13 protein-coding genes are annotated in these 13,038 nt (G+C 68.0%); 3 read left to right on the top strand and 10 right to left on the bottom strand.

The window, feature by feature from the left end:
• Window positions 1–96: 96 nt before the first annotated feature.
• From CUR96_RS02045 to CUR96_RS02035, 3 genes are all read right to left on the bottom strand, one after another.
• Window positions 97–984 carry a sugar ABC transporter permease gene (locus tag CUR96_RS02045; protein WP_102191643.1) on the bottom strand — a complete coding sequence of 296 codons (888 nt, stop codon included), beginning with the start codon at window positions 982–984 and terminating at the stop codon, window positions 97–99.
• A 1-nt stretch (window position 985) separates the two neighbouring features.
• Entirely contained in the window at window positions 986–2,590 is a 1,605-nt protein-coding gene (locus CUR96_RS02040) for an ABC transporter permease subunit (protein ID WP_102191642.1), read from the bottom strand.
• Window positions 2,591–2,660: 70 nt separating this feature from the next.
• Complete coding sequence (locus tag CUR96_RS02035) at window positions 2,661–3,863, bottom strand: sugar ABC transporter substrate-binding protein (protein ID WP_102191641.1); 1,203 nt, start codon at window positions 3,861–3,863, stop codon at window positions 2,661–2,663.
• A 187-nt stretch (window positions 3,864–4,050) separates the two neighbouring features.
• On the opposite strand from CUR96_RS02035, the gene CUR96_RS02030 reads away from it, so the two are divergent.
• Window positions 4,051–4,539: a YajQ family cyclic di-GMP-binding protein gene (locus CUR96_RS02030; protein WP_102191640.1), complete on the top strand. Its 489-nt coding sequence runs from the start codon at window positions 4,051–4,053 to the stop codon at window positions 4,537–4,539.
• Between the two features lie 138 nt (window positions 4,540–4,677).
• Complete coding sequence (locus tag CUR96_RS18540) at window positions 4,678–4,848, top strand: hypothetical protein (RefSeq protein WP_180968904.1); 171 nt, start codon at window positions 4,678–4,680, stop codon at window positions 4,846–4,848.
• Window positions 4,849–4,890: 42 nt separating this feature from the next.
• Here CUR96_RS18540 and CUR96_RS02025 read toward each other — a convergent pair whose 3' ends face one another.
• The 7 genes from CUR96_RS02025 to CUR96_RS01995 form a co-directional block, all read right to left on the bottom strand.
• Entirely contained in the window at window positions 4,891–5,538 is a 648-nt protein-coding gene (locus CUR96_RS02025) for a Pr6Pr family membrane protein (RefSeq protein ID WP_102191783.1), read from the bottom strand.
• A gap of 71 nt (window positions 5,539–5,609) precedes the next feature.
• Window positions 5,610–6,620 (bottom strand): alpha/beta hydrolase, encoded by a 1,011-nt coding sequence (locus tag CUR96_RS02020; RefSeq protein WP_102191639.1) that lies wholly within the window; start codon window positions 6,618–6,620, stop codon window positions 5,610–5,612.
• Between the two features lie 36 nt (window positions 6,621–6,656).
• A complete protein-coding gene (locus CUR96_RS02015) occupies window positions 6,657–7,709 on the bottom strand; it encodes a hypothetical protein (RefSeq protein WP_102191638.1) in 1,053 nt (350 codons plus the stop codon).
• Window positions 7,710–7,779: 70 nt separating this feature from the next.
• Complete coding sequence (locus CUR96_RS02010; protein WP_102191637.1) at window positions 7,780–9,153, bottom strand: FAD-dependent oxidoreductase; 1,374 nt, start codon at window positions 9,151–9,153, stop codon at window positions 7,780–7,782.
• A gap of 26 nt (window positions 9,154–9,179) precedes the next feature.
• Complete coding sequence (locus tag CUR96_RS02005) at window positions 9,180–10,241, bottom strand: polyprenyl synthetase family protein (RefSeq protein ID WP_102191636.1); 1,062 nt, start codon at window positions 10,239–10,241, stop codon at window positions 9,180–9,182.
• Between the two features lie 34 nt (window positions 10,242–10,275).
• Entirely contained in the window at window positions 10,276–10,995 is a 720-nt protein-coding gene (locus CUR96_RS02000; RefSeq protein WP_102191635.1) for a class I SAM-dependent methyltransferase, read from the bottom strand.
• Entirely contained in the window at window positions 10,992–11,561 is a 570-nt protein-coding gene (locus CUR96_RS01995) for a DUF402 domain-containing protein (RefSeq protein WP_102191634.1), read from the bottom strand. The genes CUR96_RS02000 and CUR96_RS01995 overlap by 4 nt, the downstream gene beginning before the upstream one ends.
• A gap of 56 nt (window positions 11,562–11,617) precedes the next feature.
• Between CUR96_RS01995 and CUR96_RS01990 the strand changes: the two genes are divergently transcribed.
• Window positions 11,618–12,877 (top strand): isochorismate synthase, encoded by a 1,260-nt coding sequence (locus tag CUR96_RS01990; protein WP_102191633.1) that lies wholly within the window; start codon window positions 11,618–11,620, stop codon window positions 12,875–12,877.
• Window positions 12,878–13,038: the final 161 nt, after the last annotated feature.

Genomic DNA, 13,038 nt, shown 5'->3' with positions numbered 1-13,038 from the left:
CGGCGCGGTGCAGAGAGCGCCGAGGCAGGCGCGTCCATTCTGCAGGCCGGCCGCCCGTTCCGCAGAATGGCGTCCGGCTCACCGCGCTCGCCGCGCTCAGCCCTTGGTCGCACCGGCGGTGAGTCCGCCGACGATGTACTTCTGCAGAAACAGGAACAGGATCATCACCGGGATCGCCGCCATCACGGCCCCTGCCGAGAACGCCGACCAGTCCGCGTAGCGCGGGTTCGCGACGAGCTTGGTGAGACCCACGACCAGCGTCTGCTGCTCCGGCTCGATCAGGATGACGCTCGCGATCACGTACTCGTTGACCGTTCCGATGAACGAGAGCAAGCCGACGACCGCGAGGATAGGCGCGACCAGACGCAGGATGATCGTGAAGAAGATGCGGGTGTGGCCCGCGCCGTCGATACGGGCCGCCTCGTCGATCTCCTTCGGGATGGTGTTGAAGAAGCCGTACATCAGGTAGGTGTTCACGCCGAGCGCGCCGCCGAGGTAGACCAGGATCAGGCCGGTGTGCGTGTTCAGCCCGATCGCCGGGAACCAGTCGCTCAGCGTGGACATCAGCAGGAAGATCGCGACCACGGCGAGCAACTGCGGGAACATCTGCACGACGACGATCGTGATGAGGCCGACGCGGCGCCCGGTGAAGCGCATGCGCGAGAACGCATACGCCGCGCACGCCCCGATGAACACGGTCGTGGCGCCGGTGACGACAGCGACCAGCAGCGTGTTCATGAACCACAGCCCGTACGGGTTCTGGGGGTCGGAGAGCATGCGCACGTAGCTGTCGATGCCGATGGCGGAGAACAGCTGGTTCGAGCCGGTCAGCGTCCCCTTCGGGTTGAGCGACGCGGAGAGCACGTAGAGCAGCGGGAAGAGCGCGAAGACGCTGACGACGACGGCGACGACGTGGCGCCAGCCGGTGTCGGCGAACCAGGCTCCGAATCCGCGGCGGCGGCGCACGGTGATGTCGGTGCTCATCTCAGTTCAGCTCCTCGAGGGCCTTGGTCTTGCGGAAGCTGACGATCGAGATCGTCGCGACCACGATGAAGATCAGGATGGTGAATGCCGACGCCAGACCGTAGTCGCGCGTCTGCCCGGTGAACGCCACCTTGTAGACCATCGAGATCAGGATGTCGGTGTGGCCGACCGGGATGGACACGTCGCTGAAGCGTGGTCCGCCCTTGGTGAGCATGTAGATCAGGTTGAAGTTGTTGAAGTTGAACGCGAACGACGAGATCAGCAGCGGTGCCACCGTGACCAGCAGCAGCGGGAGCTTGATGCGCCGGAAGATCTGCCACGGATTCGCGCCGTCCATGACGCCGGCCTCGGTGACATCCTCGGGGATGCCCTGCAGCGCCCCCATGCAGACCAGGAACATGTACGGGAAGCCGAGCCACAGGTTCACGATCAGGATCGAGACCTTGGCGAGCACCGGGTCGGTGAGCCAAGGCACCTCCGCTCCCCCGAGCAGCACCTGGTTGATGAAGCCGAAGCTCTCGTTCATCATGCCCGCCCAGACGAGGGCCGACAGGAACGCCGGGAACGCGTAGGGCAGGATCATGATGATCCGGTAGCCGTTGCGGAACTTCATCTTGGTGTTGTTGAACACCAGCGCGAGAAGGAGTCCGAGGAAGAACGTCGAGGCGACGGAGATGATGGCGAAGACGAAAGTCCAGATCGTCACCGAGATGAGCGGCCCGCGGATGTCCGCGTCGGTCACCGCGCGGACGAAGTTGTCGAACCCGACGGTCACCTGCCAGCCCGGCAGCAGCTCGGTGCCGTCATCGGCGGTGAAGGCGCCCTTCCCTATGTCCGTGTACACGGTTCCGGTGCGCGTGTCGGTGACGGCATCCGCCTGGGCGTCGTACTCGAGCGTGGAGATGTAGAGGTAACCGCTCTGGCCGTCGGGCGCGCGCAGCGCGCCGTCGTTCGGGTCATCGCTGAAGGGCACCGCGAGCGTCTCGAGCTCCTCGGAGAGGGTGAACACCGTGGACAGCGGGAGTGTGGTCCAGCCGTCGACGGCGACGGCCTTGCCGCCCTCGAACTCCGCATCCACTTCCTGAAGCGGCTGCTCCGCCGTACCCAGGAGCGCGTCGCCGGAGTCGGGGTCGGTGGCCAGCAGGCCGTAGGTGCCGAACTGCTCGACCACGGTCACGGGGTAGGTCGCCGAGTCCTCGACGCGCTCCTGCGCCGACGCCATCAGCGACGAGATCGCCTGCTCCTTGGTGCCGTTGTGGCCGGTTCCGTAGTTCGTGAAGCCGATGTAACCGGTGTAGACGAGCGTGAACACCTGGAAGAGGAGCAGGAAGATGATGCCCGGCGTGAGGTACTTCGCCGGAACGGCTTTGTGGGAGAAGTAGATGTAGTTGACCACGACCGTCACGACCACGACCAGGCCGAGGACGATCCACTCCTGGTTCGTGAAGAGCACGAATGCCGCGTACAGCGCGACGGCATCGACCACCGCGAGCAGCACGATCTTGAGAAGCAGCCAGACGAGGCGACCCGAGGCCGCTTCGGCGATCTGAGCGGCCTGGCGCTGCCGCCTGGTCGGAGGAGCCGTGGGCTCGGTGGTGTCTGTCATCTCTTCCCCGTCGTGATTCTGCCGGGGCGGACGGCATACGTCCGCCCCGGCAGGGATGGTGCTGGGTGTGTTACTTGATCGCAGCGGTGACGTCGTCGACCAGCTTCTGCCAGGTGACGGTCGGGTCCTCGCCGTTGATGATCGCGGCCTCGGCGATGCCCCAGAACTGCCACACCGAACCCATCGCGGGGATGGCCGGCATCGGGACGGCGTCGGCGCCGACGGCCTGGAAGCCGGCGATGATCGGGTCGGATGCCGCGGAGTCCGCGGCGGCGGTCAGCGCGGGCAGGACGTTGCCGGCCTTGAACAGTTCGAGCTGGACGTCCTCCGTGCCGATGTAGTTGACGAGGAAGTCGTTCGCAGCGACCTTGTTCTTGGACTCGGCGCTGACGAAGAAGCCCTTCACACCGGCGAACGGCGACGCGGTCTCGGCCGTCGGGCTGGGGATCGGGTCGATCGCGACGTTGATGCCGGCGTCGACAGCGGCGCCGACGTTCCACGGACCGGTCAGCCAGAAGGCCGCGGTTCCGTCGAGGAACTGCTGCTTCGCGATCTCGCCGTCGATGTCGGTGTTCAGCGTGCCGGCAGTGCCCTGCGCGGCGAGCCAGCCGGCGAAGGCGAAGCCGCCCTCGCTGCCGAGCTGAAGGTCGGAGGAGTCGTAACTGCCCGAGTCGTCGGTGCCGAAGACCGGAGCGCCGAAGGCGGTCTGGAACGGGTACAGGTGGTAGGGGTTGCCCTCGGCGCCCTGCTCGACGACGAAGGCGCCCTTCGCGATCATGTCGTCGAAGCTCGTGGGGGCGGCCGGCACGAGGTCGGCGTTGCGGAGCACCGCGATGTTCTCGACGGCGTAGGGGAGCATGTAGACGGTGCCGTCGTAGGTGGCGGCCTGCAGCGCGACGGGCAGGTAGTCGGCCGACGAGTCGCCGAGTTCGAGCGGCGCGATGACGCCGTTGGTGGACAGCTCGCCCAGCCAGTCGTGCGCGCCCATGACGACGTCAGGGCCCTTGCCGGTCGGAACCTGCTGGATGAAGTCGTCCTTCATGTCATCGACGCTCTTGCCGACGAGGTCGACCTTGACGCCGGTCTTGTCCTCGTAGGCGTCGGCTGCTCCCTGCAGGGCGTCGACGCGCTCCGCGTCGACCCAGACGGTGAGCTTGCTGGACGCGCCGTCGGCGTTGTCGCCCTCGGTTCCGGTCGAGCAACCAGCCAGCGTCAGAGTCGAAACGATCGCGATCACGCCAGCGGCGACGACGCCCCTCTTGTTCACCTTCATTGGTGTGTGCCTCTCTCAGTGCTGATGGCCTGCAGGACTGCAAGCGCTTACAGTATGCAACGAGATGAAGGTGATTTGCAATGGAGATCAGGGTTGATACCAACCCGTGACCGCAGAGCGATGCCCGAAAGCAGCTGAAAGCGCTTCCATGGGCGCCGGACAACGGGAGTCTCGATACACTTTTCTCATGGCTGACAGCTCCTTTGACATCGTCTCGAAAGTGGATCACCAGGAGGCGGAGAACGCCCTGAACCAGGCCCGCAAAGAGATCGAGCAGCGCTACGACTTCAAGGGCACCGGCGCATCGATCGCGTGGAGCGGCGAATCGATCCTGATCATCGCGAACACCGAGGAACGCGCCAAGGCCGTCCTCGACGTCTTCCAGTCGAAGCTCATCAAGCGCGGGATCTCGCTGAAGAGCCTCGAGTCCGGAGACCCGTTCGCCAGCGGCAAGGAGTTCCGGATCGTCTCGACGATCAAGGACGGCATCTCCTCCGAGAATGCGAAGAAGATCGGCAAGCTCATCCGCGACGAAGGCCCCAAGGGCGTGAAGAGCCAGATCCAGGGCGACGAGCTGCGCGTGCAGTCCAAGAGCCGCGACGACCTGCAGGCCGTGATCTCGCTGCTCAAGGGCGCAGACCTCGACGTCGATCTCCAGTTCATCAACTACCGGTAGACCCTGTCCGTCGACCTGACCTTCGTGCCGCCGTGTCCCCCGAACGACTGACTTCCGCGTAACGAATGCGGCGTGGCCGCGTCTCTTACGTGGGGCGCCCATCCGGGCAGGCCTTGAGGTCGTCCGGAAGGTGTCAGCGTGTCCAGGCGGAGGGACGTCGGCGAGGGACGTGCGGATGCGTCCGTCGACGAGCCGCCGCGCAGATCCCCGTTCCTGGGACCGGCGTGGGACATCCGGATCATCGAGAATGCTGTCGCAGCGGAGGATCCGATCGACGTTCCGTCAGGCGAGGAACGCGACGACGCATGAACACCACCGCGTCACCGCTGCCCCTCGACGCGCGGTCGCGCGTCAGACCCTGGTCTTCCGCATCCGGCTGACGGCGAAGACGAGCGCCGCCACCACGATGATCACCACGAGGATCGCGACGCAGTAGATCGCGACGGTTCCATAGCCGGCGGCAGGGTCGAGGAACGGGTAGGGCACCCATCCGTCGGTCGCTCCGCGGATGAGGATCACGACCAGCCAGACGGCCGGGTAGATCAGCGCGACCCAGAGCTGCTTCCATGGCAGCGGGGCCCGATCGCCGAAGAAGACCCAGTCCACCGCTGCGTAGACCGGGAATGCCACGTGCAGCACCCAGTTCGCCCATTCGAGCGAGATGCCGCCTTCCAGACCGGTCAGCAACGTGTTGTAGACGATGCCGACGACCACGATGTACGTCGTCGCGCATGCACGGGCAAGCACCAGCCCCGGCGTCTGCGAGCGGCCGGCGAGGGTGGCCACGGCGGCGAGCAGCAGCACGACCGCGGTGATGATGTTGCTCTGCATCGTGAAGTACCCGAAGAAGTTGAACGGGTTGATCACGGCGCGGGATGCCGTGTCGAAGAACGTCGCCACGATCGCGGTCACCACCAGCGCGACGACCGCGAGACGCACGATCGCGAAGATGGTCGCGCGGGTGCGGCTCGGCCGGGTTACGGTGTCCGTCGTCGTCATCGGGTTCTCCTGTCGTCCGGTTCCGCCGTGGAACCCATGCGCATCGTATCGAGTCCCCTCGCCCGCGCGGGTCAGCGCCGAGCCGCCGCCCACCCTTTCACCCAACGGTCGAGCCGGCGATACGCGTCTTCCCTGGCCTCGTGCCGGGAGAGGAACACGTCGTGAAGCGCACCGTCGATGCGCTCCACGGTGACGGACGAGCCGAGTCTGAGCGCAGCGCGGGCGATGTCGTCGACGACGAGAACGCTGTCGGCGAAGGTGAGATCTTCGGACCACCGCGTCGGATTCGCGCTGCGCGCCGAGAGCAGCGTGCACACCGGGGCGTCGATCGTGAGACCCGCCGCGACCGCCTTGTGGCCGCTGAGGATCGCGTGCAGCCAGCCGGCATGGACGGCCATCGTCTGCACGGGGCGCCACAGCGGATTCACCTCCATCGGGTCATCCGGATCGGCGACCTCCTGCTGCGCGCGGGTGTAGAAGCCGAGGTCGACCTGCGGCGCGACGTCGAGCGGGCGCAGTCGCGCCTGCAGCTCTACCATCGGGGCGATCGCCGCCCTGGCCGGTGCGATCTGGAACTCCAGCCACGGGCTGTTGAGGATGACGGCATCGACGACGCCCTGATGACGCGACGCCCACAGGCTCAGGATCAGGCCGCCGGTGGAGTGGCCGAACAGCACCAGCCGGCGACCGGATGCCGCGGCATCCGTCCCGCGCCCCATGGCGTCGAGCGCCGCCTCGATGTCCTCGTCGTAGGTGGCGAGATCGGCGACGTAGCCGGGTGTCTGCCCATCGCGCAGGCTCCGGCCGTACTTGCGCAGGTCGAGCGCGAAGAAGCGGGCGCCGCGCGTGGTCCAGAACCGGGCCAGCCGCTTCTGGAAGAAGTAGTCGGACCAGCCGTGCACGTACAGCACATCGACGCCTTCGAGTGCACGCCGCTGCCCCTGCAGCCGCTGCCACCACGTCGCCTCAGCCGGAAGCGCACGCACGAGCGTCGCGACGACCGGTCCTTCGGTGTCATCGTCGAGCTCGAGCGTCCGCTGCTCGAACTCGTCCCCGAGCACATCCGGAATCCAATCGGCCATGCCGTCAGGCTAGCGGCCCTTCGAGACGGACGAGGCTCACTGCGGGGCGGGGCGGCCTTTGCTGAGGTACTCGACGATCTGCGGTGCGATCGCCGTGAGGTCGCGGCTGCCCTCTCCCGCTTCGTACGTGGTCAGGCGGATCCAATCGCTCCCGACGAGGAGGTCGAGGTACGGACGCCCCTTCGGAAGCATGTCGTCGGTTCCGGACATCGCGGCGTCGGCGCCGGGCACGTCCACCGGAGTACGCCCCTCGATGAGGTCGAAGGCCCATGCTCCACCCGGAAGCCCGGTGATCGTGAGATACGGGTCTGCCTCGTAGTCGCCGGCAGCAGAGCTGTAATAGCAGAGCGGCGCCTCGTCGATGACCTCGTAGATGTGCGCGGGCACGCCCCAGCCACCGAACTCGAGTCCGATCTGCAGTTCCGCGTGGATGCCCCAGGCCTGCGACAACTCCTCCGGACGCAGCAGCTGCAGGCAGGTGGTGCCGGCCAACTCGCTCTCCTGCATCTCGACCTCCCGCTGCGACTCGGAGGCGCGCACCGCCAGCCGAAGCGTCGCCGCGTCGACGCGAGCGGTATCAGCCGCAGACAGGGATGCACCGCGGATGCTGCCGCTCACGAGGACGTCGCCCTCCCTCGCCGTGATGTGGCATATCCCGCCGTCGCAGCTGGTGAGGTTGTCCGTGTAGCCGTGTTCGACGAGGCCGTCGACGGCGAGGCGGGCCCCGGGGATGATCGTGATCTCCCAGCCCGCCTCATCACCCCCGTCGGACGAGCAGGCGATCCCGCCGGGGCGCTGGAACATGTACTGCGCCGGTCCGGGGTACCAGCCCGGCGCCCCCCACAGAGAGAGCCTCTCCTGCACCGACGCCTCGGTTTCCCCGACGAGCTCCCTCAACTCCGCCGTGACGTCATCGCAGGTCACGTCGAATGCCGCTTCGGGTTCCACAGCGGGCGCCGGAGTCGGAGTGGCCGACGCGGATGGGGCCGCAGTCTGCGTCGTCTCGGGCTTCGGCTCGGGCGGGGCGGAGCATCCGCTCAGCAGCAGAACGGCCGCCAGGCCGGAGATGAGGACGGGATGCAGTCGCATGCGCTCAGCCTAGGAGCGCCACCGCGCCGACCCGGCGCGCCGGAGACAACGATCCGATGTCGAATCGCGCCTACTCGCCGCGGGAGATCCGCACCATCTCGTCGCGCGGCACGACCTTCACACGCGCACGCGCCTCGGGCGCACCGAGGGCGATCTCGTGCTCGTCGAGGCGGTGCCAGCCCTGCAGGTCGGTCCACTGCACTCCGCGCTCCTCCAGGAGAGCGGGGATCGCCGCCTCGGACGGATCCTCGGGGTGCCACCAGGAGCCCTGGTCGTTGATGATGTGGCGGACGGTCTCCATCGCGTCGGACTTGGTGTGGCCGATGAGCCCGACCGGTCCGCGCTTGATCCAGCCGGTCGCGTAGATGCCGGGCACCCGCTGGTTGGAGTCCTTGGCGAGCACCTGCCCCTCGCGGTTCGGGATGACGCCGTGCTTCTTGTCGAAGGGCACACCCGGAAGCGGGGAGCCGAAGTAACCGATGGCCCGGTACAGCGCCTGGATCGGCACTTCGCGCAGCTCGCCGGTGCCGACGGCCGCACCCTCGTCATCGGGCTGCGTGCGCTCGTAGACGAGCGCGGCGACACGGCCGTCGGCATCCTTGCGGATCTCGACCGGGCGCGCCCAGAAGTGCAGGTGCAGGCGACGGGATGCGGTCCCACCGGCGTTGTTCACCGAGTCGCGCTTGCGCCACGACTGCAGCACGCGGTCGATGACCATGACCTGCTTGTTGCTGGCAACGGCATCCTTCGATGCCTCGTCGTAGTCGAAATCCTCGTCGTAGACGACCATGTCGACGTCGCGCAGCTCACCGAGTTCCCGCAGCTCGAGCGGGGTGAACTTCACCTGAGCAGGTCCCCGGCGGCCGAACACATGCACGTCGGTGACGCGACTCGCCTTGAGTCCCTCGTAGACGTTGGCCGGAACCTCGGTGACGAGCAGGTCCTCGGCGTGCTTGGCCAGCATGCGGGCGACGTCGAGGGCGACGTTGCCGTTGCCGATGACGGCGACCGATTCGGCATCCAGCGGCCACTCGCGCGGCACATCGGGGTGACCGTCGAACCAGCTCACGTAGTCGGCGGCCCCGTACGATGCGACCGCGTCGACACCGGGGATGTCCATCGTGGTGTCGCGGACGGCGCCGGTCGCGAAGATGACGGCGTTGTAGTGCTTCTTGAGGTCGTCCAGCGTGATGTCCGTGCCGAAGCGCACGTTGCCGAAGATGCGGATGTCGCCACGGTCCAGCACGTCGCGGAGGGCGTTGATGATGCCCTTGATCCGCGGGTGGTCGGGGGCGACGCCGTAGCGGACGAGACCGTAGGGCGCGGGAAGCTGCTCGAAGAGGTCGATGGAGACGTCGAACTTGCGCTCGGCCTTGAGCAGGATGTCGGCGGCGTAGATGCCTGCCGGTCCCGCCCCGACGATGGCCAGCCTGAGCTTGGTCATGGGGATCCTTTCGTCAGCAGCGGCGTTCAGCTCGAGCGCTCTGCGAGAGTTTCTGCGAACCGTGTGAGCGCGTCGCGCACCGGTCCCTGAGGCAGCGGATCGAGAGCCGCGACGGCGTCTCGAGTCCAGGTGTGGGCGAGTTCGAGCGTCTTCTGCGTGACCGCGTGGTCACGCAGTTCCGCCAGCGGACCGTCGAGGATCGCGGCATCCGCGCCCTCCGCGATCTGCGCGACGCCGTCGTCGATGCGGGCGGCGAGATCGCCCGCCGCGGCATCCTGCTCGGCCTTCAGCAGCAGATACGGCATCGTCGGCACACCGGCGCGCAGGTCGGTGCCTGGTACCTTGCCGGTGTCCTCAGGCTTCGCCGACAGGTCGATGACGTCGTCGAGGAGCTGGAAGGCGACGCCGATCTTCTCGCCGTAGACGCGCATGGCCTCTTCGAACTCGCTCGGGGCGTTGGAGAAGATCACGCCGGCCTGCGTCGCGGCGGCGATCAGCGAACCGGTCTTGTCGGCGAGCACCTGGATGTAGAAGGCGATCGGGTCGTCGTCGGGCTGCGCCCCGATCGTCTCGTGCATCTGCCCGAGGACGAGGCGTTCGAAGGTGTCGGCCTGCAGGCGGATCGCGCGGTCGCCGTGCCGGGCCATGAGCTGGCTGGCACGGGAGAACAGGATGTCGCCGGTGAGGATGGCGACGCTGTTGCCCCACACGGCGTGCGCAGCGGGCACTCCGCGCCGGCGGTCGGCGCCGTCCATGACGTCGTCGTGATAGAGCGAGCCGAGGTGGGTCATCTCCAGGGCCTTGGCAACGTCGATCACGGCATCGGTGTTGCCGTCGCCGAGCTGAGCGGCCAGCAGGGTGAGCACGGGCCGGACGCGCTTGCCGCCCGCCTCGTAGAGATAGCGGCTGGCGGCATCGGCCAGGGAGTCCGCGACCCGCAGGTCTTCGGTGAGGCCGGCCTCGACGGCATCCAGTCCGGATTCGACGGCTCGCGCGACGCGACGCGCGGCAGGACCCACGAACACGCGGTCGCTGAAGCCGAGACGGCTCGCCAGGCGCGAACCCGGGGCGGCGGGGCTCGAAGTCACGTCTCTCAGCCTACCTGGCCGGGCCGCGGCACGATCACGCGGGCTTCGTGGCCCGGTGCAGCGCCACGATCCCCATCGCGAGGTTGCGGTACGCGACGTTCGTCCAGCCCGCTTCGCGGATCCACGCGGAGAACCTCTTCTGGTCGGGCCACTCGCGGATCGACTCGTTGAGATAGTCGTAGGCCTCGCCGTTGGTGCCCGCGACGCGGGCGACGCGGGGCAGCACCTGGTCGTTGTAGACGCGGTAGGCGCGGCGGAACAGCTTTCCGGGAGGCGTGGAGAACTCGTTGATCACGAGCCGCCCGCCGGGCTTGGTCACGCGGAACAGCTCGGCGAGCGCCTTCTTCGGCTCGTTCACGTTGCGCAGCGCGTAGGACATCGTGACGGCGTCGAACTCGGCGTCGCCGAAGGGAAGGTTCGTCGCGTCGGCCTCGACGAAGGAGAGATTGCGCATGCTGCCGTGACGGCGCTTCGCCTCGGCGAGCATCCCCGGCGAGAAGTCGGCGGCGACCACGTCGGCCCCGCTGCGAGCGAGGGATGCCGACGACGATCCCGTCCCGGCGCCGAGGTCGAGGATGCGCTCCCCCGGCTTCGGCGCGACGGCGCGCGTCGTCGCCGCCCGCCAGAGCGCGTCGTTTCCGAAGGTCATCGCGATATTGGTGCGGTCGTACCCGGCGGCGACCTGGTCGAACATCGCGCTCACGCGGGCGGGGTCCTTGCCGAGGTCGGCACGATTCGACTCGTTCGGGGTCATAGGTCGAGTTTAGGCGTCGGTGTCAGTGCGAGAGCTTCGAGCCGGTCGAGCCAGCGGTCGGGAACGACGTCGTCGAAGGGCGGACGCTGCGCGCGGACGCGCTCCTCGAGGTCGAGCGTGAGCGCCTCGAGCCGGGTCATGACATCGGCCGGGTATCCGTAGCGGATGCTGTGCTCCGCCCACTCGTCGCGGTCATCGACCCAGGTGCCCCGCTGGCCCTGGACGCGGACGACGTCGAGATCCATGTCGATCCCCGTGACGAGCAGCGGGTCCTCAGACCAGCGGATGTCCCAGCCGAGGTCGATGTAGATCCGCATTCCCGTGGGGTGGTCGCGGTTGACGGTGAGCGCGAAGTCGCCGCTCGCCGGCACCAGCGTGACATTCGGTGCTTCAGCGTGGAACTCGGCGCCGGGGCGGGCGCTGTGCCAGCCGGCGGGCTGACCGATCCAGTCGCCCCACTCATCGGAACCGAGGTAGACGCATTCGTGCCGCCAGTGCGGCGACTCGTCCCACTTGCGCCATTGGAAGACCATCTCGGAGCCGGGCTCGGGTCGTGCGTCGCTCATGGTTTCACTCTATGCACCCGGCATCCGATCTCGTCGGTGCCGAATAAACTGGCGAGGTGAACACCACTCACCTGGTCGTCGAGACGCGGGAGATCGATCCGGTCGAGGACCTTCTGGCCTACGCCGATCCGGCGCATCCCCTCGCGTGGCTGCGCCGGGGCGACGGAATCGTCGCCGCGGGCACTGCGGCGCCGCTCGTCATCCGCATCCCGGCCGACTCCGGCGCAGTGCGCACGCAGTTGATCGCCGAGGCGTGGCGGGATGCCGCTGCTTCCGCGCAGGTCGATGATCCCGTCGGCCTGCCCGGGTCCGGTCTCGTGGCGTTCGGCGCGTTCACCTTCGACGAGGATTCCACAGCCGACAGCGTGCTGCTCGTGCCCGCGCTGGTGTTCGGCCGGCACCGCGGGCGCTACTGGCGCACTCGCATCCGCTCGTCCATCGGCGAGTTCTCGACCGACCCCGGCATCCGCACCTACGGTCCGCACTGGGCAGGCACCGTCGGCCCCGGTCTGCAGACTCCGCAGGATTACCAGGATTCGGTGCGGCAGGCCCTCGAACGCATCGCGGAGGGCGAGCTCAGCAAGGTCGTGCTGGCGCGGGATCTCACCGGCTCGATCCCCGCCGGTTCCGACCTGCGCCGCCTGGTGCGGGCCCTCGCGACCGAGTATCCGGATACCTGGACGTTCGCCGTCGACGGCCTCATCGGCGCGAGCCCCGAGACCCTCGTCACCGTGAAGAACCGCACGGTCACCGCCCGCGTGCTCGCGGGCACCATCGGGCGGGGTGCGGATGCGGATGCCGACACCGCCGCCTCGGCGTCCCTCGCCTCCAGCGACAAGGACCTCGACGAGCATCAGTACGCCGTGCAGAGCGTGCTCGCCTCGCTCCGCCCGCACACCCGTGCACTCGCGTCGAGCGAGCAGCCCTTCCTGCTGAAGCTGCCCAACCTGTTCCACCTCGCCACCGATGTGGAGGGGGAGCTGTCGGACGGCGGATCCGCCCTCGATCTCGTCGGCGCCCTGCATCCGACCGCCGCCGTCGCCGGCACCCCGACCCCGGCCGCGATCGAGGCGATCCGGGAGCTCGAGCCCTTCGACCGAGGGCGGTACGCCGGGCCGGTCGGCTGGGTCGACGCTGCGGGCAACGGCGAATGGGCGATCGCGCTGCGCTGCGCCCAGTTCGATACCGGCGACGACGCCGGCGACATCGGGGTCACGGCGTACGCCGGCGCCGGGATCGTCGAGGGCTCGGACCCGGAGACCGAGCTGCTCGAGACCAGGGTGAAGTTCCGCCCTGTCGTCGACGCGCTGGCCTGAGCTTCGAGCCGAGCCCGCTCCGTTCCACACAGGTGGCACCTGCAGTCGCTATCCCGACGCGATTCCGACCAGAGGTGCCACCCGAGCCAGCGCCAGGTCCTTAGAGGTGGCACCTGCTGCCGCTTTCGCCCAGCCACACCGACCACAGGTGCCACCTGAAC

Source organism: Microbacterium aurantiacum, from assembly GCF_002872075.1.
GTDB classification, from domain to species: domain Bacteria; phylum Actinomycetota; class Actinomycetes; order Actinomycetales; family Microbacteriaceae; genus Microbacterium; species Microbacterium aurantiacum_A.
Note: the sequence above shows the minus strand (reverse complement) of the source record. Positions and strands in the feature narration are given on the sequence as shown.

Excerpts from the sequence above, each read along its gene's own strand:
- CUR96_RS02045 (WP_102191643.1), bottom strand. The coding sequence starts at position 984 with ATGAGCACCGACATCACCGTGCGCCGCCGCCGCGGATTCGGAGCCTGG.
- CUR96_RS02040 (WP_102191642.1), bottom strand. The coding sequence starts at position 2,590 with ATGACAGACACCACCGAGCCCACGGCTCCTCCGACCAGGCGGCAGCGC.
- CUR96_RS02035 (WP_102191641.1), bottom strand. The coding sequence starts at position 3,863 with ATGAAGGTGAACAAGAGGGGCGTCGTCGCCGCTGGCGTGATCGCGATC.
- CUR96_RS02030 (WP_102191640.1), top strand. The coding sequence starts at position 4,051 with ATGGCTGACAGCTCCTTTGACATCGTCTCGAAAGTGGATCACCAGGAG.
- CUR96_RS02025 (WP_102191783.1), bottom strand. The coding sequence starts at position 5,538 with ATGACGACGACGGACACCGTAACCCGGCCGAGCCGCACCCGCGCGACC.
- CUR96_RS02020 (WP_102191639.1), bottom strand. The coding sequence starts at position 6,620 with ATGGCCGATTGGATTCCGGATGTGCTCGGGGACGAGTTCGAGCAGCGG.
- CUR96_RS02015 (WP_102191638.1), bottom strand. The coding sequence starts at position 7,709 with ATGCGACTGCATCCCGTCCTCATCTCCGGCCTGGCGGCCGTTCTGCTG.
- CUR96_RS02010 (WP_102191637.1), bottom strand. The coding sequence starts at position 9,153 with ATGACCAAGCTCAGGCTGGCCATCGTCGGGGCGGGACCGGCAGGCATC.
- CUR96_RS02000 (WP_102191635.1), bottom strand. The coding sequence starts at position 10,995 with ATGACCCCGAACGAGTCGAATCGTGCCGACCTCGGCAAGGACCCCGCC.
- CUR96_RS01995 (WP_102191634.1), bottom strand. The coding sequence starts at position 11,561 with ATGAGCGACGCACGACCCGAGCCCGGCTCCGAGATGGTCTTCCAATGG.